Annotated in this window: 26 protein-coding genes and 1 pseudogene; 10 read left to right on the top strand and 17 right to left on the bottom strand. The window is 74.4% G+C overall.

Annotated elements, in window-relative coordinates; genetic code table 11:
- Positions 1–236 precede the first annotated feature (236 nt).
- From I4I81_RS13080 to I4I81_RS13110, 6 genes are all read right to left on the bottom strand, one after another.
- Complete coding sequence (locus I4I81_RS13080) at positions 237–398, bottom strand: hypothetical protein (RefSeq protein ID WP_218605831.1); 162 nt, start codon at positions 396–398, stop codon at positions 237–239.
- 227 nt (positions 399–625) lie between these two features.
- Positions 626–1,489 carry an SMP-30/gluconolactonase/LRE family protein gene (locus I4I81_RS13085; protein WP_218605830.1) on the bottom strand — a complete coding sequence of 288 codons (864 nt, stop codon included), beginning with the start codon at positions 1,487–1,489 and terminating at the stop codon, positions 626–628.
- Positions 1,479–1,688: a hypothetical protein gene (locus I4I81_RS13090; RefSeq protein ID WP_218605829.1), complete on the bottom strand. Its 210-nt coding sequence runs from the start codon at positions 1,686–1,688 to the stop codon at positions 1,479–1,481. Before I4I81_RS13090 ends, I4I81_RS13085 begins: the two co-directional genes overlap by 11 nt.
- Positions 1,689–1,877: 189 nt before the next feature.
- The gene (locus tag I4I81_RS13100; protein WP_218605828.1) at positions 1,878–2,786 is read right to left on the bottom strand and encodes a cation diffusion facilitator family transporter; all 909 of its coding nucleotides are present in this window, start codon (positions 2,784–2,786) and stop codon (positions 1,878–1,880) included.
- 38 nt (positions 2,787–2,824) lie between these two features.
- Positions 2,825–3,586, bottom strand: coding sequence for a precorrin-6A synthase (deacetylating) (gene cobF, locus I4I81_RS13105; protein WP_218605827.1), 762 nt, complete (start codon positions 3,584–3,586; stop codon positions 2,825–2,827).
- Entirely contained in the window at positions 3,568–4,317 is a 750-nt protein-coding gene (locus I4I81_RS13110; RefSeq protein WP_226363913.1) for a cobalt-precorrin-6A reductase, read from the bottom strand. Before I4I81_RS13110 ends, cobF begins: the two co-directional genes overlap by 19 nt.
- A 118-nt stretch (positions 4,318–4,435) precedes the next feature.
- Between I4I81_RS13110 and I4I81_RS13115 the strand changes: the two genes are divergently transcribed.
- Positions 4,436–4,921 (top strand): peroxiredoxin, encoded by a 486-nt coding sequence (locus I4I81_RS13115; protein ID WP_218604898.1) that lies wholly within the window; start codon positions 4,436–4,438, stop codon positions 4,919–4,921.
- Between the two features lie 7 nt (positions 4,922–4,928).
- On the opposite strand, the gene I4I81_RS13120 is transcribed toward I4I81_RS13115, so the two are convergent.
- Positions 4,929–5,234, bottom strand: a complete 306-nt coding sequence (locus tag I4I81_RS13120; RefSeq protein WP_372478396.1) for a PEP-utilizing enzyme — start codon at positions 5,232–5,234, stop codon at positions 4,929–4,931.
- On the opposite strand from I4I81_RS13120, the gene I4I81_RS13125 reads away from it, so the two are divergent.
- Positions 5,192–5,590, top strand: a complete 399-nt coding sequence (locus I4I81_RS13125; RefSeq protein WP_226363915.1) for a PEP-utilizing enzyme — start codon at positions 5,192–5,194, stop codon at positions 5,588–5,590. The genes I4I81_RS13120 and I4I81_RS13125 overlap by 43 nt on opposite strands.
- On the opposite strand, the gene I4I81_RS13130 is transcribed toward I4I81_RS13125, so the two are convergent.
- Positions 5,591–5,788: a VanZ family protein gene (locus tag I4I81_RS13130; protein ID WP_218604897.1), complete on the bottom strand. Its 198-nt coding sequence runs from the start codon at positions 5,786–5,788 to the stop codon at positions 5,591–5,593.
- A gap of 35 nt (positions 5,789–5,823) precedes the next feature.
- Here I4I81_RS13130 and I4I81_RS31575 point away from each other — a divergent pair.
- A pseudogene (locus I4I81_RS31575) lies at positions 5,824–6,000 on the top strand (hypothetical protein); the annotation flags it as partial.
- A 76-nt stretch (positions 6,001–6,076) separates the two neighbouring features.
- The gene (locus tag I4I81_RS13140) at positions 6,077–7,957 is read left to right on the top strand and encodes an AAA-type ATPase lid domain-containing protein (protein WP_225924573.1); all 1,881 of its coding nucleotides are present in this window, start codon (positions 6,077–6,079) and stop codon (positions 7,955–7,957) included.
- Positions 7,958–7,978: 21 nt separating this feature from the next.
- Here I4I81_RS13140 and I4I81_RS13145 read toward each other — a convergent pair whose 3' ends face one another.
- On the bottom strand, positions 7,979–9,022 hold the full coding sequence (locus I4I81_RS13145) for an alcohol dehydrogenase catalytic domain-containing protein (RefSeq protein ID WP_218604894.1): 1,044 nt from the start codon (positions 9,020–9,022) through the stop codon (positions 7,979–7,981).
- A gap of 137 nt (positions 9,023–9,159) precedes the next feature.
- Positions 9,160–9,969: an alpha/beta fold hydrolase gene (locus I4I81_RS13150; protein ID WP_218604893.1), complete on the bottom strand. Its 810-nt coding sequence runs from the start codon at positions 9,967–9,969 to the stop codon at positions 9,160–9,162.
- A 67-nt stretch (positions 9,970–10,036) separates the two neighbouring features.
- On the opposite strand from I4I81_RS13150, the gene I4I81_RS13155 reads away from it, so the two are divergent.
- Positions 10,037–10,240: a hypothetical protein gene (locus tag I4I81_RS13155; protein WP_218604892.1), complete on the top strand. Its 204-nt coding sequence runs from the start codon at positions 10,037–10,039 to the stop codon at positions 10,238–10,240.
- Between the two features lie 18 nt (positions 10,241–10,258).
- Here I4I81_RS13155 and I4I81_RS13160 read toward each other — a convergent pair whose 3' ends face one another.
- Entirely contained in the window at positions 10,259–11,665 is a 1,407-nt protein-coding gene (locus tag I4I81_RS13160; protein ID WP_372453657.1) for an MFS transporter, read from the bottom strand.
- Positions 11,666–11,683: 18 nt separating this feature from the next.
- Between I4I81_RS13160 and I4I81_RS13165 the strand changes: the two genes are divergently transcribed.
- Positions 11,684–12,166: a MarR family winged helix-turn-helix transcriptional regulator gene (locus I4I81_RS13165; protein WP_218616056.1), complete on the top strand. Its 483-nt coding sequence runs from the start codon at positions 11,684–11,686 to the stop codon at positions 12,164–12,166.
- A gap of 94 nt (positions 12,167–12,260) precedes the next feature.
- Here the strand turns inward: I4I81_RS13165 and bluB are convergent, their stop codons facing one another.
- From bluB to I4I81_RS13185, 4 genes are all read right to left on the bottom strand, one after another.
- Complete coding sequence (gene bluB, locus I4I81_RS13170; RefSeq protein ID WP_226363916.1) at positions 12,261–12,884, bottom strand: 5,6-dimethylbenzimidazole synthase; 624 nt, start codon at positions 12,882–12,884, stop codon at positions 12,261–12,263.
- Positions 12,850–14,085, bottom strand: a complete 1,236-nt coding sequence (locus I4I81_RS13175; RefSeq protein WP_226363917.1) for an MFS transporter — start codon at positions 14,083–14,085, stop codon at positions 12,850–12,852. The genes bluB and I4I81_RS13175 overlap by 35 nt, the downstream gene beginning before the upstream one ends.
- A 2-nt stretch (positions 14,086–14,087) precedes the next feature.
- Positions 14,088–14,849, bottom strand: a complete 762-nt coding sequence (locus I4I81_RS13180; RefSeq protein ID WP_218605464.1) for a GntR family transcriptional regulator — start codon at positions 14,847–14,849, stop codon at positions 14,088–14,090.
- Positions 14,850–15,011: 162 nt separating this feature from the next.
- Positions 15,012–15,389 (bottom strand): hypothetical protein, encoded by a 378-nt coding sequence (locus I4I81_RS13185; protein ID WP_218605465.1) that lies wholly within the window; start codon positions 15,387–15,389, stop codon positions 15,012–15,014.
- Between the two features lie 53 nt (positions 15,390–15,442).
- Between I4I81_RS13185 and I4I81_RS13190 the strand changes: the two genes are divergently transcribed.
- Entirely contained in the window at positions 15,443–15,691 is a 249-nt protein-coding gene (locus tag I4I81_RS13190; protein WP_218605466.1) for a type B 50S ribosomal protein L31, read from the top strand.
- Between the two features lie 180 nt (positions 15,692–15,871).
- On the opposite strand, the gene I4I81_RS13195 is transcribed toward I4I81_RS13190, so the two are convergent.
- Positions 15,872–16,765 (bottom strand): metallophosphoesterase family protein, encoded by an 894-nt coding sequence (locus tag I4I81_RS13195; RefSeq protein WP_226363918.1) that lies wholly within the window; start codon positions 16,763–16,765, stop codon positions 15,872–15,874.
- A 92-nt stretch (positions 16,766–16,857) separates the two neighbouring features.
- Here I4I81_RS13195 and I4I81_RS13200 point away from each other — a divergent pair, with 92 nt between their 5' ends.
- Positions 16,858–18,162, top strand: coding sequence for a cytochrome P450 (locus I4I81_RS13200; protein ID WP_218616057.1), 1,305 nt, complete (start codon positions 16,858–16,860; stop codon positions 18,160–18,162).
- On the top strand, positions 18,159–18,533 hold the full coding sequence (locus I4I81_RS13205) for a PPOX class F420-dependent oxidoreductase (protein ID WP_218616058.1): 375 nt from the start codon (positions 18,159–18,161) through the stop codon (positions 18,531–18,533). Before I4I81_RS13200 ends, I4I81_RS13205 begins: the two co-directional genes overlap by 4 nt.
- 314 nt (positions 18,534–18,847) lie before the next feature.
- Here the strand turns inward: I4I81_RS13205 and I4I81_RS13210 are convergent, their stop codons facing one another.
- Positions 18,848–19,306 carry a MarR family winged helix-turn-helix transcriptional regulator gene (locus tag I4I81_RS13210; RefSeq protein ID WP_218606074.1) on the bottom strand — a complete coding sequence of 153 codons (459 nt, stop codon included), beginning with the start codon at positions 19,304–19,306 and terminating at the stop codon, positions 18,848–18,850.
- Between the two features lie 50 nt (positions 19,307–19,356).
- Here I4I81_RS13210 and I4I81_RS13215 point away from each other — a divergent pair, with 50 nt between their 5' ends.
- Positions 19,357–19,728, top strand: coding sequence for a cupin domain-containing protein (locus I4I81_RS13215; RefSeq protein WP_218606073.1), 372 nt, complete (start codon positions 19,357–19,359; stop codon positions 19,726–19,728).

Here is a 19,728-nt window from a genome sequence, read left to right on the forward strand (position 1 = left end):
CGACCCGGGACGCCGACGGCGCCGGAGGCATCCCGCTGACCTGATCGGGGAGGACGCCGCCCAGGTCGCCGGCGCCCAGCGTCAGCCGGTGCGCATCGGGATCGACCGGCCCGCCGGCTCCGCTCCGGGCGGGTATCGCCGCGAGTCCGCTCGACCGCGGCGGCCACGACGTCGTGTTCGTCGACGACGAGTACGCCGTGCGGTCATCAGCGGGCCGGCCACCGGCTGAGCCGGTGTCAGAACGGCACGGATGCCGTGTGCGCGGCGACGACCGCCGCGCCGACCCGCGCGATCGCCCGGCGCAGCCGCCCGGCCCGGCGTGCCGCCGGCTCGGTGCCGGATCGCCGACGTCCGAGCAGGGACCGGGTCGTGCGGAGCGATGTGGACGTCGAGATCATCGGGGATCCTCGGCTCGGAGGTCGGCAGGACGACGCGCCACATCGGAGGGCCGCGGGCCACTCAGAGGATGTGGAGGTCCTGACGACAGAGCCGGTCGTCGATGGACAGCTGGTCCATCGCGAGCAGGCACACACAGAACGTGTGCGCCATCCACGACGCTCCGGCGGTCATGGAGCCAGTGGACCACCCCGGAGCCGGTGAGCGCAACGCCGCGCAGGGCCCGCGGCTACCCCCCGAACTCGAGAACCGGCAGGCCGCCGACCCCCGGCTCCACCACGAACAGGGCCCCCGCCCCGGGCTGGGCCGACCGGGCATCCGCGTCGAGCCCGTGCGCGGAGGTGGTGACGTGCAGCGAGCCGAGGTCCGGTCCACCGAACGCGCACGCCGTGACCTGCGTGACCGGCAGCCGCACCACGGTGTCGAGGACCCCGTCGGGGGTGTAGCGGTGCACGGCGGACCCGCCCCACAGCGCCACCCAGATCCCGCCGTCGGCGTCGACGGTGAGCCCGTCGGGGAGGCCCGCGCCGTCCGGGATCCGCGCCACGGTCCGCCGGGCGAAGGGGTCGCCGCCGGGGTCGAACGCGTCGATCCGCCGGGTGGGGGTGTCGACGTGGTAGGCCTCCCGCCCGTCGGGGGCGACGCCGAACCCGTTGGCGATCGTCAGGCCGGTGAGGACCCGCCGGACCGTCAGGTCCGGGTCCAGCCGGTAGAGCTCCCCCGCACCCGGACGCCCGTCGTCGGCCATGGACCCGCACCAGAAGGCCCCGTCGGGGGTGCAACCGCCGTCGTTCATCCGCACGTCCGGCCCGTCCCAGAGGTCCCCGAGCCGGCGTTCGACGCGCAGGTCGGCGTCGAGCAGGACGAACCCGCGCCGGTCGGCGAGCACCGTCCCGCCACCCACCCGGGGCCGGAACGCCGCGGCGACCTCGCCCACCCGGGTGCGGCGGACCTCGTCGCCGTCGAGCTCGAGGATGTCACCGGCGTGCAGGTCGACCCACCGGATCCCCCGGTAGGAGCGGTGCCACACCGGGCCCTCCCCGTGCCCGGCGACGGGCCCCGTCACGGGGATCGCGACCAGCTCACGCACCATGACCGGGCCGTCCCGCCGCGCCGTGTCCCCGGACCGTCATGCGACCGAGCCTAGGGACCGGGGCCGTCGCGTCGCGCCCGCGCCGCGCGGGCGACGACGGCGGGCGGGCCCGGTCGTCGGGTGTGGCGGGGCGCCACAGCCGTTCGACCCGGCCGTCGACGACCAGCGCGTCGCCGCCCATCTGACGGGTGTCCTGCACGGGCCGGTGCAGCGTCGCCCCGAGTCGCCGCGCAGGCCGTGCTCGCCGTCCAGGTGCACGGCGGGCGGGCCACACGAAGGAGCTCCCCATCGAGCGGATCTACCGCGACGTCCGGCTGCTGCGGCTCCAGGAGGACACGAGCGAGATCCGGCGGATGATCACCGGGGGCGGGCCGGCGGATGCGGCCAGCTAGTGGCAGTGGTCCTCGTGGTCGACGTGGTCGTCCTGCTCGATCTGCAGGGTGCTGTGGTCGAGGCCGAACCGTTCGCGCAGCACGCCCGCGGCGGCGTCGAGCACCGATGCCTCGCCGCAGCGCACGTGCACCGCGTCGTCGACGACCAGGTGCGCCGACACCGACGGCCGCCGGTCGTTGATCGACCAGACGTGCAGCTCGTGCACGTCGCGGACGCCGGGGACCTCGAGCAGCGCGTTCTGGACGTCGGCGGTGTCGATCCCGCGCGGCGCCCCCTCCAGCAGGACGTGCCCGACCTCGCGGAGCAGCCCGACGGTGCGGGGCAGGATCAGCGCGACGATGAACAGCGAGGCCACCGTGTCGGCGTAGGGCCAGCCGGTGAGCAGCAGCACCACGGCCGCGGCGAGCACGCCGACCGAGCCGAGCGCGTCGCCCAGCACGTGCAGCATCGCGCCGCGCATGTTCATGTTGCGGCGGTCGCCCCCCGAGAGCACGAACAGCGAGACGAGGTTGCCGACCAGCCCGAGCGCCCCGACGATCAGCAGCGGCAGCCCCGGCACGTCCGCCGGTTCGATGAGCCGCCCGATGCCCTCCACCGCCACCCAGACGACGACGGCCACCAGCGTGATGGCGTTGACGCCCGCGACCAGCACCTCGACCCGGCCCAGCCCGAACGTGCGGCGGGCGTTCGCGGGACGCTGGGCGAGGATCGAGGCGACGAACGCGGCCGCGAGCGCGCCCGCGTCGGTGAGCAGGTGCCCGAGGTCGGCGAGCAGTGCGAGCGACCCGGCGACGACGGCCCCGACCGCCCCGACGACGGCCGTGAGCAGCGTGACGCCGAGGGCGATGGCGAGGCGTCGGCGATCCGTGTCGGCGGAGTGCCCGTGCCCGTGACCCTGACCCATGCCGACACCGTACTCATGCGCATCTGTGCATGTCTACCTCACCCGAGGGGGAGGCGGCGCCGCAGCAGGTAGGTGTCCATGATCCAGCCCTTGCGCTCCCGGTGCTCCGCGAACACCCGCACGATCTCGTCCTTCACCGCGTGCAGGTCGCCACGGACGAGCACCTCGTCGGGCGTGCCGAGGTAGGCGCCCCAGTAGATGTCGAGGTCGCGGTCGGGCAGGGCGGCGAACGCGTTGCGCGCGTCGAGCATGACCACCACGTCGTCGACGTCGTCGGGCATGCCGCCCGCGGCGAGCCGGCGCCCCGTCGTGACCAGGAACGGTGACCCGACGCGGTTGAGGATCAGCCGGTGCCGCGCCGCGAGCACCTGCACGCTGCTGATCCCGGGGATCGACACGATCTCGACCGGCGTGCGCGCGGCGATGCTCTCCAGGATGCGCAGCGTGCCGTCGTAGAGCGCGGGGTCGCCCCACACCAGGAAGCCGCCGACGCCACCGTCGGGCAGCTCGCTCTCGATCATCTCGGCGTACACGGCCTCGCGGCGGCCCTGCCAGTCGACGACCGCGTCCGCGTAGGCGGTGGCCCGGCGGTCCCGGGGCGGATCGGGCGCGACGACGACCCGGTGCCGGCGGGTGGCGTGCCGGGCCAGCAGCTCGGCCCGCAGGCCCGCGAGATCGGACTTCGCCTCGCCCTTGTCGATCGTGAAGAACACGTCGACGCGGTTCATGGCCGTGATCGCGGCCAGGGTGAGGTGCTCGGGATCGCCCGCACCGATGCCGATCACGTAGACGGTGCGCACCCGGCGACCGTATCCCGGACCCAGCCGGTGGCCCCCGCCACGGTGTCGACCATCTCCACCCCGGGCGGAACGGGCGGGCGGGCGACGAGGAGCACCGGCACCCCCTCCGCCCGGGCCGCCTCCAACTTGCCCGCCGGCCCCCCACTGTCCTTCGTGACCAGCACGTCGATCGCGTGGGTGCGCAGGAGGTCGCGCTCGTCCTCGACGGTGAAGGGGCCTCGGGCGAGCAGCACCTGCATCCGGCGCGGGGCGGGCGGCTCCGGTGCGTCGATCGAGCGCACCAGGAACCACCGGTCCGACGCGGCGAACGCGGCCAGCCCGCCCCGCCCCGTCGTCAGGAAGGCGCGCTCCCCCAGGGCCGGGAGCGCGGCCGCGGCGGCGTCGAGCGAGTCGACGACGGTCCACCCCGGCTCCGGCGTCCACCCGGGGCGGCGGAGCACGAGCAGCGGCACCCCGGCCGCTGCCGTCGCCGCCGCCGCGTTCGCACTCATCCGCGCGGCGAACGGATGGGTGGCGTCGACGACGGCGACGACCCCGCGCTCCCGCAACCACGCCGCGAGCGCCCCAGCCCCCCCGAACCCCCCGACCCGCACCTCCCCCGGCGGGAGCAGCGGCTCCCGCACCCGCCCGGCCAGCGAGGACACGATCCGCACCCCCGACTCCTCGACCAGCCCCGCGGCCAGCCGCCGGGCCTCGGCGGTCCCGCCGAGGACGAGCACACTCCGGTCCACCGCCCCATCCTCACCGGTCGCGCCCCGTCGATGGACGGCGACCCGCCCGGACGCCACGAGTGGTCACCCGACGACGAGTGCCGACATGATGACCGCCGAACCCACCCCAGGAGGACCAGTGACGCTGTCCAGCGGCGACCGCATTCCCGACACGACCCTCATGACGATGACCCCCGACGGCCCGGCCCCGGTCAGCAGCACGGACGCACTCGGGACCGGCACCGTCGTGCTGTTCGCCGTCCCCGGCGCGTTCACGCCCTCCTGCTCCGACCACCATCTCCCCGGCTACGTCCTGCGTGCCGACGAGCTGCGGGCCAAGGGCGTCGACACCGTCGCGTGCATCGCCGTCAACGACGCGTTCGTGCTCGGTGCCTGGGGCGAGTCGGTCGGCAACGACGGCAAGGTCCTGATGCTCGGTGACGGCAACGGGGAGTTCGCCGCCGCCGCCGGGCTGGAGCTCGACGGCAGCGCCTTCGGCCTCGGTACCCGCTCGCAGCGCTACGCCGCGATCCTGCGCGACGGCGTCGTCAGCGACCTGTTCGTCGAGTCCGTGCCGACCGAGGTGACCGGCAGCTCCGTCGAGTCGGTGCTCGAGAAGCTCTGACCCGGGGTCAGACCTCAGCACCGTGACGGTGGCCGTGGTGCCGTCGACCTCGATCAGGGCGCCGTCCGGGATCCCGGGCGGTTGCCCCGGTGGCCGAGACGGCGCACGGGACTCCCAGCTCCCGGCTGACGATCGCGGCGTGCGAGAGACAGCGCCCCGACGTCGACGACGACGGCGCCCGCCGCGACGAACAGCGGCGCCCACGACGGGTCGGTGATCGGCGCGACCAGGATCTCACCGGGCTCCAGCGCCGACGGGCCGTCGGGGTCGGTGAGCACCCTGGCCTTCCCGCGACACGCCTGGATGACCTCACCCGCGACGGCCGCGGTGCGGACGCGGTTCGGGCGGCGCCTCCACTCCGCGAGCGGCGGCACCTCGCCGGCCACGACGAACGGCGGCTCGGGCGGGCTCGTCAGCCACGCCGCCTTCGTCGCCCGCGGCCGGGGCATCCCGGCGGTCGTCGGGGCGCAGGACCTCACCGTCGGCCCCGCCGACGTCCGCGACGCCGACGGAACCGTGCTGTTCCGCGCGGGCGACACCGTCACGATCGACGGCACCACCGGCCGGGTCTGGCTCGGCGGGGTGGGCGGGAGCGACACCGGTGCGGCCACGGACGAGCAGATCCTGGCCCGCTACCTGCCGGAGCTCGCCGTGCTCATCGGACGGTGATCACCTGCAGTGGCCGGCGGGTGTCACCGGCGACGCCGCACGCCCGGCCCCGCCGATCACGGCCCGCGACCGGCGCGCCGCGACCACGAGCAGCCCGGCGAGCACGGCGCCCGCCGCGTTGAGCAGCGCGTCCACCGGCGAGACGACCCGGCCCAGCGGCAGCAGCCACTGCAGCAGCTCGATCGCCGCGCCGGCCACGAGGCCACGAACCCGGCCACGACGCCGAGCTCGTCATGCGGATCACCGCGGCGCAGGGCACGGGGGTGCTCGTCGACGAGGTGGAGCCCGCCGACCTGTGGGCCATGCCGATCGCGGTGGCGGGGACGTGGGCGCAGGGCGGGATCGTCCACACCGCGAGCCGCGGCGACGACGCCGCGGAGCACGAGCGCCACCGGACCGCGCCGGCGCCGTCGGTGCGACGGGCGTTCTGCCGCCGAGGCCCACCCCGCCCGATCGCAGTCTCATCACGCGACGTCGGGTGCACCGATGCCCACCTATGCTCGGGCCGTGGCGTCGCGGGCGGTCGAGGTGGAGGCGGCACGGCGGTCCTTCGTCGCCGGGAGCACGCGCGTCCCCGGCCCCGATCTCATCGCCCCCGCCGTGGCCGCGTCGTGGGAGCGGTCGCGCGGCCACGAGGTCGACCCCGACCGGATCGCCGCACACTTCCTCGGCCACCACCGCGACGTCTCCCGGCTCGTCACCTGCGCTGACGACGTGCTCGACGCGTTCACCACGGGCAATCCCGCCGCGGGCTGCTCGGTCGTGCTGTTCGACCCGGCCGGGGTCGTGCGCGCCCGCCGCGACTGCGACCGCGCACTGGCCCGGCTGCTCGACGCGGTGCTCCTGGTGCCCGGGTACGGCTACGGCGAGCGGGCCGTCGGCACCACGGCGGCGTCGATCGCACTGCACGAGAAGGCCGATACCGCGATCGACGGGGTCGAGCACTTCCACTCGCAGCTCACCTGCCTGGCCGAGGCCGCGGCCGTCGTCACCGACCCGCGCACCGGCGCCACCGCGGGCGTCCTGTCGGTCCTGTCCCACCACGCCGACCGCTCGACGCTGGCGCTGCCGCTGGCCCGGATGCTCGCCGACCGGGTCACCGAGGCGATGGCGGGCGAGCCGCACCGGGTGACCCGCGCGATCCTCGACCGCTTCACCGCCGAGCACGACGGCAGCGGCTCCTGGGTGCTGGCCACCGACGGCGACTACGTCGTCACCAACGGCGCCGCGCGGCAGCTCCCGGCCGCCGACCAGCGCGTGCTGAGCGACCTGCTGCTGTCCAGCCTGGTGCTCGCCGACTTCACCACCCAGCACGTCGACCTGCCGTCGGGGCGGTGCGCGGAGATCGGGGTGCGGCCGGTGCACCTGGCCGGTACCTCGGTCGGCTGCGTGTTGACCGGTTCCCCCTCCGGGGAGCTCGCGCTCACCCGGCCGCCGGAGAGCGTGCGCCGGCAGGGGTCGCACGTCGCCCCCACCACCCGCCGCGACTACGCGCAGGACCTGCACGCCACCCGCCACGACCACGCGCAGGCCCGCATCCGGGCCAACCGAGAGCTGCTCTCCCCGTACCTGCGGGCGCGGCAGGAGGTCGTCGCGAGCATCCGGCAGGCCCGCAACCACCTGCTGATCGGCGAGCCGGGCGTCGGCAAGCGCACGCTGCTCGTCGAGCAGTTCCGGGCGGCGTTCCCGGCGGGCCGGGTCGTCACCGTCGACGGCGAGGCCTACGCCGGTGAGGGTGACGGCCCCGAACCGGACCTGGCCCGCTCCGCCGACGGCCGCCCGTGCCTGGTGCTGCTGCGCGCGATGAACCTGCTCACCCCCGTCGGGGCGCGCCGGCTCGACGAGGCACTGCGCCCGCTCGTCGCGCTGCCGGAGGCGCCGCTGGTCGTCGGCTGCGTCGACACCCCCGCCGTCGACGCGACCCGCCCGTACGGCCTGCTGCTGCGCCACTTCCACGAGGTCACGCGCGTACCCGCGCTGCGCTACCGGGCCGACGAGATCGGCGAGATCGCGCTGGCGGTGCTGCGGCGGCTGTCCGGTCGGCGGTCGCTGCGGCTGAGCCTGCAGGTCGTCCGGGTGCTGGAGGGCTACGCCTGGCCGGGCAACATCAGCGAGCTGGAGGACGTGCTGCGCTACGTGGTGGCGCGCAAGCCCGTCGGGGAGATCCAGGCCCGCGACCTGCCGCAGCTGTGCTTCCAGGGCCGCAGCCGGAAGATGTCGATGCTGGAGGCCGCGCAGTGCGACGCGGTGATCCAGGCGCTCTACGAGTGCAACGGCAACCGGTACAAGGCCGCGGCGATGCTGGGGATCGCCCGGTCCTCGCTCTACCGCAAGATCGACGCGTTCGGCATCAGCTACATCGCCTGACGCCGAACGCGTCGCACCCGGCTACGGGGTGATGATCACCTTGAGGGCGGAGTTGGCCGCGGCGTTCTTGAACACGTCGTAGGCCTCGTCCATCTGGTCGAAGGTGAACGAGTGGGTGCCCATCTTCTCCGCCGGGATCCGGCCGCTGCCCACCATCTTCAGCAGCGTCGGGATCGAGACGGTGTCGACCAGACCCATCGTGATCGTGACGTTCTGGATCCACATGTCCTGCATCGGTAGCTCCACCGGCGTGCCGTGCACGCCGATGTTGGCGATCACGCCGCCCGGCCGCACCAGCGACGCCGCCGTCAGCAGCGTCTCCGGGTAGCCGACGGCCTCGATCGAGACGTCGACGCCGAGCCCGTCGGTGAGCGCGATGACGTCGGCGACGGTGCCCGGCCCGACCTCGACGGCGTCGGTCGCGCCGAACTCCAGCGCCTTCTCCAGCCGGAACTTGTTGGAGTCGACCGCGATCACCTTCGACGCGCCCCACAGGCCCGTCGTGAGGATCGCGGACAGGCCGACGGCTCCCGCGCCGACGACGGCGACGGTGTCACCGGGCCGGACGTTGCCCGCGAGCACGCCGACCTCGTAGCCGGTGGGCAGCGAGTCGGCGAGGAAGATCGCCTGCTCGTTGGTGACCGAGTCGGGCACCAGGTAGAGCGAGGTGTCGGCGTAGGGCACGCGGACGAGCTCGGCCTGCGTGCCGTCGATCAGGTGGCCGAAGATCCAGCCGATGCCGCCGACCGTCTGGCAGTGCGACGGCATGCCGCGCTGGCAGTACTCGCAGCGCCCGCACTTGGTGATCGCCGGGACCAGCACGCGGTCACCGACGGAGAAGCCCTTGACCGCGTCCCCGACCGCCGTCACGGTGCCGACCGCCTCGTGGCCGAGGATGCGCCCGTCGGTCACGGCGGCGACGTCACCCTGCAGGATGTGCAGGTCGGTGCCGCAGATCGTCGTGGTGTCGACCCGGACCACCACGTCGGTCGGGTCCTGGACGACGGCGTCCGGGACGTCCTCCCATGCCTTGTTGCCCGGACCGTGGTACACGAGTGCCTTCATGCGAACCTCCGTGGGTCGACGACCGATCCGGTCGACCGTAAGTGGCCCGGCTCACGCGGCGCTGTCCCAGGATCGGACCATCGCCCGCCCTCCCCGGCCGGTGCGGGGGCCGGCTGTCCCGGGTCCGGGACACCGCCTCAGCGGGCGGCGACCCCGCGCAGCACCGCGGCCGCGAAGGCCGCCGGGTCCTCGTCGTGCGCGAGGTGCCCGACGCCCGCGATCCGCTCGGTGCGGATCCCCGGGACGGCGCTCTCGACGCGTGCGTGCAGCCTGCCGTACCAGTCGCGGCTCTCGCCACCCAGGAGCCAGGTGACCGGGAACGGCCGGTCGGCGAGCCGGGCGGTCGGGACGTGCTCCATCATCAGCCCGAACGGGTGCGGGTCGAGCTCGGCGAGCACCGTCGCGGCGTTGCCGTAGAGCTCCTCGCGGGCCGCGTCGGTCAGCCGGTCGAAGCCGTTGGCGCCGTCGCGCAGGCCCGAGGCCCAGCGGAAGAACTGCGCGACCGCGTCGCGTCGCCGCCCGCGCGCCTGCGCGAACTTGGCCTTCCCCAGTGCCGCGAGCATGTCCGGGGTCGCGCCGCGCAGGCCGTGCCACGGCGGCTCCAGGACGGTCAGCGACCGGAACAGCTCGGGGCGCTGCGCCGCCAGCGCGAGCGCGGTGTTGCCGCCGGAGCTCCAGCCGAACACGTGCGCGGGTGCCCCGACGTGCTCGATCACCGCGGCGAGGTCGGCGATGTGCACCCGGTAGTCGCGGACGGGCGGGTGGGCCGAGCGGCCGTAGCCGCGCCGGTCGTAGGCGACGACGCGGTACCCGCCCGCGGCGAGGTCGTCGACCGAGCGCCCCCACGACGACGCCTGCGCCCCCGTGCCGTGCACGAGGACCAGCGGCTCGCCGGTCCCGCGCTCGTCGAAGACCAGTTCCGCACCGTCCACCGGGATCGTCGCCACGGCCGGATCATGCCGTACGGCCCCTGAGCAGGGCACGCAGAGCACCACCGATCCCGCCCTCGTCGCGGTGACGAGCCGGCCGTCGCGCACCACCACCCGCCCCGCGACGACGACGTGGCGCGGACGCCGCCCGCCGCCGAGCTGGACCACGTTCCTGGTCCTGCCCCGCCGCCTGGACTTCCGGCGGGCGGGCGCCGGGCTCACCCCGCCGTCGCGCACCCGGTTCGACCGCGTCGACGACGGCCGGCTGAGCTACCCGGTCCTGCCCTGACCGGCCCGTGCGCGACCCTCAGCCGACCGACACGGGTTGCGGCGCGCGCACCGGCCCAGGGATGAACAGGGTGACCACCAGACCGGCGAGCGATGCTCCCGCGGAGATCATCAGCGCCACCATGATCCCGGCCTCCGACGGGAACACCGTGCCCGCTGCGCTGATCGTGAACCCGGCCAGCACCACGCCCGTCACCGCGCTGGAGGTGGCCGTGCCGACCGAGCGCATCAGCGAGTTGAGGCCGTTGCCCGCCGCGGACTGCTCGATCGGGACCGCACCCATGATCAGCGCGGGCATCGCGGCGTAGGAGATGCCGACGCCGCTGCTGATGATCACCGTCGCGACCAGGATCGCGAGGACCGAGCCGGTGAGGAACGTCGTCGCGAGGTACCCGGCGGCGATCACGGCGAGGCCCGCCATCAGCGTGATGCGCGGGCCGCGAACCGCGGTCAGCCGGGCCGAGACCGGCGACATCACCATCATCATCAGTCCGCCCGGGGCCATCACCAGGCCCGCCTGCAGCATCGTCAGACCGAGGCCGTAGCCGGTCTCCGGCGGCGCCTGGAGCAGCTGCGGGAACACCAGCGACGTGCCGAACATCGCGAAACCCGCGACGACCGACGCGAGGTTGGTCAGCAGCACCGGGCGCCGCGAGGAGACCCGCAGGTCGACGAGCGGGTCGCGGATGCGCAGCTGCACCCAGCCCCAGAGCACCAGCACGACGACGGCAGTGGCGAACACGCCGAGCGTCAGCGGGCTCCCCCAGCCCCAGGTGGCGCCCTTGACGACACCGAGCAGCAGGCTGACCAGGCCGATCCCCAGCCCGATCGCGCCCACGACGTCGAAGCGGCCGGGCGAGCGGACCGGTGACTCCGGGACGATCACGGCCACGGCCGCCAGGCACACCGCACCGAGGGCGGCGGAGAGCCAGAACAGCACCTGCCAGCTCGCGTTCTGCGCGACGATCGCCGACACCGGGAGCCCGATCGCCCCGCCGACGCCGAGCGTCGCGCTCATCAGCGCGATCGCCGAGCCGACGCGCTCGGCCGGCAGGACGTCGCGCATCATGCTGATCCCCAGCGGGATGATCCCCATCGCGGCACCCTGCAGCCCTCGACCGATGATCGCCGGGATCAGGGCGCTGCCCGCGGCCACCACGACCGAGCCGACGATCAGCGTGACGAAGCAGACGAGGATCACGCGACGCTTGCCGTAGAGGTCACCGAGGCGGCCGGTGACCGGCATCATCACCGCGGCCACGAGCAGCGTGATCGTGACGACCCACGAGGCGTCGGCGGGCGAGGCGTCGAGCAGTCGGGGCAGGCTCGGGACGAGCGGGATCACCAGCGTCTGCATGAACGACGCGAGCATCCCGCCCGAGCACAGGGCTGCGACGACCAGCCGTGGCGAAGATCGAGGTTTCACTTGTGTACCGTACACATGGTGACCGACGATCCGCTGACCGCGATCGAGCGCGAACTCATGCTCATCGGCCGCCACCACCTCTCCCCCGTGCACACCCGGGTCCCCGGCGCCCTCGACCGCTCCGCGTACGTCGTGCTCAGCCGCCTCGAGTCGGGCGGCCCACTCACCGCCCGTGGCATCGCCGACGCCCTGACGCTGGAGATCTCGACGGTCACCCGGCAGGTCGGGGCCATGCGCCGCGCCGGACTGGTGGAGCGGATCCCGGATCCCGACGGCGGTCCGGCCCACCTGCTGCACCCCACCGTGGCCGGCCTGCACCGGCTCGCCGTCGACCGCGCGATGTACCGCGACGGCATCGGCCGGGTCCTCGACGACTGGTCCCACGACGACCGCGAACAGCTCCGCGACGTCCTGCGCCGCCTCAACGAGGACATCGAGGCACGTCAGGATCAGCCCTGGCCACGCCCCGACCCGGCGAGACGGTCCCCCTCCCGTCGGTGAGGACGCGGTGCCGCGGCACCGCACCGCCGACGCACGGACCGCACCGCCGTCCCGGCAGCGGTGCGGGCACCGCAACGGCGGTGCGGCGGACGAGTCAGGCCGAGCCGTACCGCTCCCGGTGCACCGCGTCGGCGAGCGGCCGCCGCTCCCGCCACTGGTGGCGCTCCAGGTCCGGGACCTCCTCCAGGTGGCTCACCGGGCCCACGCACAACCACGCCACCGGCCGCACCGGGTCGGGGATCCCGAGCAGCCCCCGCAGGTACGGCTCCCGGTAGAACGACACCCATCCCACCCCCAACCCCTCGGCGGTCGCGGCGAGCCAGAGGTTCTGCACCGCGAGGCACGTCGAGTACAGGAGCGTGTCGGGGATCGTCGCCGCCCCGAGGACCTGCGGCCCGCCCCGGTCCGGATCGCAGGTGACGACGATCCCGGCCGCGGCGCCGAGGATCCCCTGCACCGCGATCGGGCCGAACCGACGGGCCCGCTCGGCGTCGAGGCCCAGTGCGAACGCCTGGCGCTGCTGCTCGACGTGCGCGGCGAACCGGGTGCGCACGGCCCGGTCCTGCACCACCACGAAGTCCCAGGGCTGCGTCAGCCCGACGCTCGGGGCGCGGTGCGCGGCGCCGAGCACCCGCCACAGCACGTCCTCGTCCAGCGGTTCGTCGACGAACTCCGTCCGGACGTCACGGCGGCGGGCGATCACGTCGTACAGGTCCACGTACGCCGACGTTACCGGCGGTACGCGGCACGCTGCCCAGAGCACACCCGGCCGCGACGACCGCCACCGCGGCGAGCACGACGAACATCGCGGGATGACCGCCGAGAACGTCGGCCAGAGCGGCCCCGGCCCACGGGGCGAGCGCCGTCGCGAGCATCACCGGCGCGGACAGGATCCCGCCGAGCCGCCCGTAGTGGGTGGCGCCCCAGCGGTCGCTGACGGCGGTCGCCTGGAACAGCGTCAGCACCCCGCGCGCGGTCCCCGCGAGCACCGCGACGGCCACGAGCAGCGGCGTCGGGCCGGGGACGGCGGCCATGAGGCCGGTCGTCGCCGCCGTCGCCAGCAGGATCACGACACCGCGGCCGCGCACCGACGTCGACCGCACGAGCCACCCGTACCCGAGCCGCCCCGCGGTCTGGCCCAGCCCGCCGAGCCCGAGCGCCCACGCCGCCTCGCCCGTCGTCAGACCGCGCTCGACCAGCAGCGGGACCTGGTTGACGATCACCGCGAACGCCGTGAACGACCCGAGTCCGACGGCGAGCACCACCAGCACGAACGGGCGGCTGCGGGCGATCGCCCCGGGGTCGTCGTCGGCGGCGTGGGCCACCGGCTCGGGATCGGGCCACGGGCCGCGCAGGCCGAACAGATGCGCGGGCACCGTCGTCACGGCGAGCACGACGGCGAGGACCAGGTACGTCCGGCGCCAGTCCGACGCCTCCACCAGCACCGCCGTCAGCGGCGCGAAGATCACGCTCGCGAACCCGGCCAGCAGCGTCACGGCCGTCAGCGCGGTGACCCGCCGCGGCCCCCACCACCGCGTCAGCGCGGCGAACGCGGGCGGGTAGAGCGTGCCGGCCATCGCCAGCCCGGCCAGTACCCACGACGCGAAGAACCACGGGAGCGTCGGCGCGGTCGCGATCCCGACCAGCGCGGGCACCCCGACCAGCGACCCTGCGGTCATGACGACGCGCGGGCCGTGCCGGTCGATCCAGCGCCCGACCGGGATGCCGGCCAGTGCGGAGGTGACGAGCCCCGTCGAGAAGGCCGCGGTGACGGTGCTGAGCGACCAGCCCGTGTCGGCGGTGATCGCCGACGCCAGCACCGGGAACGCGTAGTACAGGATCCCCCAGCTGATGACCTCCGTGGCACACAGCACGACGAGCACCCGTCGCAGGCCGGCCGGGGACAGCGGGGCGGGCACGGTCAGCGGGCGAGACCGAGACGGTAGCCGCCACGCGAGGAGAAGTCGGCGGTGACGGTGAACCGGTCGCCGCGCACCAGGGTGTGCCGCCACTCCACCGCCTCCGAACCCACCAGCCCGAGGCGCTCGATCGCGAACGCGGCGACGCCGGGGCCGACCGCGAGCAGGTCGCGCTCGGCCGGCGTCGGGATCACCGCGCGGATGTCCTCGCGGCCGCCGGTGAGCGTCACGCCGCAGGACTGCGCCAGCTCGGTGTAGAGCGCGGTGTGGGTGAGGTCGACGTCGAGCAGCGGGGCGGCGATGCGCTCCGGCAGCCAGACGCGGTCGACGGCGAGCGGCGAGGTCCCGGCCATCCGCAGCCGCTCCAGGTACACCAGCGGTGTGGACTCCTCCAGCCGCAACCGGGCCGCGATCACCCCGTCGGCCCGCACCTCCAGGGTCCGCACGACGCTGCGCTGGCTCAGCCCGGCCGCCTCCACCGAGGAGAACAGGCTGTAGAGCGCACCGAGCGGCTGGCGGATCTCGGTCGACTCGGCCAGGCGCGGCGACCGCCCCCGGCCGGCCACGACCGTGCCCTCGTCGCGCAGCCGGCGCAGCGCCTCCCGCACGGTGTGCCGGCTGACCCCGTACTCCCCCACCAGCGCGAGCTCGCCGGGGAAGGCGTCGGCGAACTCGCCCGCCTCCAGGCGGCGTCGCAGGTCGGTGAGGAGCTGGGCCCACAACGGCTCGGGACGGGCGCGGTCGAGGGCGCGCGCTCCGGTCATGCCTCCATCCCACCACGCCCGGCACCGGGCGTCCGCCACCGGCCATGATCGACGTCCGGGAACGCCCGGCGGGCGCCACCCCGCAACCCGTTCCGAACAGTCGATCATCGACGCGCCCGCGGGCCCCGGCCCGCCCACGACTCCCGGACGGTGATCACGGAGTCAGGCGCGACGGGCTCCGACGCGGCGCGCGGCGTCCAGGAGATGCGCGGGAAGCAGGCGCGGGTCGAGGTCCCCGGCCCGCAGCCAGGCCCCGAACGCGGCGACGTCGGCGGTCGTGCGCATCGGGCCGATGAGCAGCGCGCACGAGGTCGGACTGCGTCCGTCGTCGCAGGGTTGGACGACGACCACCGGAGCGACCGGCCGCGCCGCGCACCCGGCACCCAGGAAGCACCCGGTGCTGACCAGCACCCCGTTCGTGCCGGCCCGCACCACCGCGCCCAGCTCCTCGACGACCTCCGCCCCGACCGTCGCCGGATCCCCGATCCCGCAACGGGCGGCGACGCAGGACAGGGCCGTGTACCCGGAACAAGTGGCCATGCCTGTACGTTGACGCACACGACAATCATTGTCAACTAAACGAGGAGCTCGCCGTGCGCCCGAACATCCACCCCGCCTACGGCCCGGTCGTCTACCAGGACCAGTCCACCGGCGACCGGTTCCTGACCCGCTCCACCGCCACCTCGCGCGAGACCGTGGCCTGGACCGACGGCAACACCTACCCGCTGATCACGATCGACGTCACCGCCTACTCGCACCCGTTCTGGACGGGCGGGGCACGCGTGCTCGACGCCGCGGGCCAGGTCGAGAAGTTCAACCGGCGCTACGGGAAGCGCCGCTAGATACTGGCGTGGTGCGCCGGAGCCGGGCGGTGGTCGTCACCGACATGCGGGAGCCGCTGACGGTGGTCCACCGCCGCCTGATCCGCCGGCGCACGGCGCTCATGGTGCTGTGGATCGCGGGCTGGGTCGCCACCGGCTTCGTCTACGAGACGGGCTGGCTGGCCATCGCGATCCTCGTCGTCACGGGGCCGGTCGCGTGGCTGCTGACGTGGTGGTGGTTCCGGGATCCGGGAGGCTCGCGGGTTCCGGGAGGACCTGGCGCGGCACCGGCTCGTCCCGCCCTCGCCGCTCGGCCCTGGCCTTCCATTCCCGCGGGTAGCCCAACGACACCTCCACGAACCGGACGCCGTCCTCCACCGTGACGCGCGGGATGTGCAGGTGTCCGTAGACCACGGCCTGCGCGCGGTAGCGCATGTGCCAGTCGGCCGTGGCGGTGGTGCCGCACCACAGCGCGAACTCCGGGTAGCGCAGCACGCGCGTCGGGAGCCGGGTCATCGGCCAGTGGTTGACCAGTACCGTCGGCAGCGCGGGGTCGAGGGCGTCGAGACGCCGGCGCGACTCCGCCACCCGCGCCGCGCACCAGGCCGAGCGGTCCGGGTACGGATCGGGGTGCAGCAGATGCTCGTCGGTGCAGACCACCCCGGCCGAGCGGGCGATCGCCAGGCCCTCCTCCGAGGTCGTCGCGCCCTCGGGGAGGAACGAGTAGTCGAACAGCAGGAACAGCGGGGCGACGACGACCGGCCCGCCCGGCCCCGTCCACACCGGGAACTCGTCCTCCGGGGTGTCGACGCCCAGCGTGCGGCACTCCGCGACCAGCCGCTCGTAGCGGGCCACCCCGCGCAGCGGCACCGGGTCCTTCGTGCGTGTCCACAGCTCGTGGTTGCCGGGCACCCAGATCACCCGCGCCCACCGGCTGCGCAGCAGCGCGAGCGTGCGGACCACGTCGTCGACCTGCTCCGCGACGTCTCCGGCCACGATCAGCCAGTCGTCGGCGGACTCCGGCCGCAGGTCCTCCGCGATCGCCCGGTTGTCCGGGTGGCGCACGTGCAGATCGCTGACCGCCCACAGCTTCACCGGTGAACTCCTACCACGCGCCGCTGGCACAACCGTGGTTACCGACGGTAGGTTCGAGACAAGTTACCGCCGGTAGGTTCTGGGAGGTCGACATGGTGGTCCGTCAGGCGATCCGCTGGGGACTGCGGCACGGCATGCTCCGCCGCGCCGTCGAGCGCCGGGTGCGACAGGGCGACCCGACCGCCCGGCTGATGGTCGACGAGGCCGTCATCGCCGACCCGTTCGGCCACTACGACGAGCTGCGCGAGCGCGGGCGCCTGGTCGACAACGGGATCGTGCTGAACACCGCCCACCACGACGTCGCCACGGCGATCCTGCGCAGCCCCGACTGCGGCGTCGTCGGCGGGCCGAGCGGGCGCGCCCCCGTCGCGCTGCGGGCGCTGGTGAAGGCCGGTGGCCCCGGGCCGCTCGGGCCGGTCACGCCGCCGTCGATGCTGTCCGTCGACGCCCCGGACCACACCCGCTACCGCAAGCTCGTGACCAGGGCGTTCAGCGCCAAGGCGGTCGCCGCACTGCGCACCCGGACCGAGGAGATCGCCACCGGACTGCTCGACGAGATGCGCGGCCCTCGGGCCGATCTGATCGACGACTACGCCGCGCTCCTGCCCGCCACCGTCATCGCGGAGATGCTCGGGGCGCCGGTGGAGATGCGGCGACAGTTCCTGGAGTGGGGCGCGGGCGGGGCGCTGTCGCTCGACGCCGGGCTGAGGTGGTCGGAGTTCCGCCGCTCGGAGAGCGACCTGAACGCGCTCGCCGACTGGATGCAGGGCCACTTCGCGCACCTGCGGCGCAACCCCGGCGACAACATCCTCTCCGCGCTCGTGCACGCCCACGCCGAGGAGGGCAAGCTCTCCGACGACGAGCTCACCTCCATCGCGATGCTGCTGCTCGCCGCCGGGTTCGAGACCACGGTCAACCTGATCGGCAACGGCACCGCACTGCTCACCTCCCACCCCGACCAGCTCGCCCGGCTGCAGGCCGACCCGTCGCTGTGGCCGCGCGCCGTCGACGAGGTCCTGCGCCTGGACTCCCCCGTGCAGCGCACCGGGCGGATCGCGCTGCGCGACACCACCGTCGCGGGCGAGCAGCTGCGCGCCGGCCAGATCGTCGTGATCATGCTGGGCGGGGCCAACCACGACCCCGCGGTCTTCACCGACCCCACCGCGTTCGACGTCGGGCGCGCCAACGCCGGCGAGCACATCGCGTTCTCCAGCGGCATCCACTACTGCCTGGGTGCCGGGCTCGCGAAGATGGAGGGCGAGGTCGGGCTGCGGGCGCTGTTCGACCGCTTCCCCGAGCTCACCCCGACCGGTCCGCCGCACCGCCGCCCCACCCGCGTGCTGCGCGGCTACGACGCGATGCCCGTCCGGCTCACCCCGGCTACCGTCGACGCATGACCGCCCCGACGTCGCTGGCCGACGCGAAGTTCGTGCAGCTCACGACATTCCGCCGCGACGGCAGCGGCGTGCCCACACCCGTCTGGGTCGTCCCGCTCGAGGGCGGCGCGATCGGCGTCTGGACGATGGCGGGCACGGGCAAGGTCAAGCGCGCCCGCCGCTCCGGCGCGGTGACACTGGCGGTGTGCGACCGGCGCGGCAACGTCAGCGGCCCCACCACCCCCGGCACGGCCCGCCTGCTCGACGAGGCCGGCCTGCGCACCGTCCGCGACGGGGTGCGGCGCAAGTACGGGATGCTCGGCCGGATCCTGACGACGGTCACCGCCCGCCGAGGCGCGGGCCCGGCAGCCCTCTCGATCACCCTGAGCTGACCGTGAGGGCGGTTGAGCCGGCCCGGTAGTGGTGGGTTGCTGCTGACGACAGCGGGTGTGACCCCTGATCTGACTGGCGTGATGCCCTGTCGGGACTCGTCCACCTGCTGTCGTCGGCACCGGCCCGGCCGGAGCTGGCTGGCCTGATCAGGAGCATGACCGACCTCCGATGTGTCCCGTCACAGTCCTGCCGAGCCCCGCACCGGACCGGGACCGTCCGCGTCCCGGGCGATCAGGGGCGGATGTCCGGCGACCCACGGGCGGGAAGGGCGCGACCCCGCGGGCGGGGCGACAGCGACTCACGGGGCGAGGGGTCAGAGTCCGAGCCACCCCGGCACGTCGACGCGCAGCGGGGCGTCCGCGGTGACCGCCCGCAGGTCGTGCTCCAGGGCGTGGACCCGGTCCGGGCCGAGCACCTTCACCCAGCCTTCGCGGAGGTCGCCGAGGATCCGGGCGGAACGGGCCAGACAGTCCTCTCCCCGGACTGTGCGCCGCACGATCCGGGCCCGGGCGTCGTGGGGGTCCGGGACGCGGCGCAGGTATCCCAGCCCCTCCAGCACCTCGACGTGCTTGGCCGCCGCCTGTTTCGTGACGCCGAGTCTCCGCCCGAGCTCGACGGCCGTGCACCCGTCGGCGACGGCCTGCAGCACGAACCCGTGCACCGGCCGCACGTCGGGGTGGCCGTGGCGGGCGAGCTCGGCGTGCAGCCCGTCGATCAGGACGCGGAAGCCCTGCAGGAGCAGAAGCGGCAGGTCAGTTGACACGATGGACAACCAGGTTCACTATATCGACAACCATGTTGCCTATAATAGGAGAGCGAACCGTGCCCCTCGTCCGCCACGCCGACGCCCGTCGCACCACCACCCCGAACGCCACCATGACCACCCACGCCTCCCCCACGCAGGGCGCCACCACCCGCCTCGCGGTGTGGACCGTCGAGATGGCCCCCGCAGCGGCCGGCCCGCTGCACGCGTTCGACGTCGAGCAGGTCTGGACCGTCCTCGACGGCCGAGCCACCGCGCACGTCGGCGACACCGACCACGACCTCGGTCCCGGCGACACGCTCGTCGTGCCCGCGGGGGTGCAGCGGCGGATCCACGCCGTCGAGCCGTTCCGGGCGGTGGTCGCCGCGCCGGCCGGCGCCCGCGCCACGCCGGTCGACGGCGAACCGGTCCTCCCGCCGTGGATCGCCTGA

The sequence above is a fragment of the Pseudonocardia abyssalis genome, assembly GCF_019263705.2.
Taxonomy (GTDB): domain Bacteria; phylum Actinomycetota; class Actinomycetes; order Mycobacteriales; family Pseudonocardiaceae; genus Pseudonocardia; species Pseudonocardia abyssalis.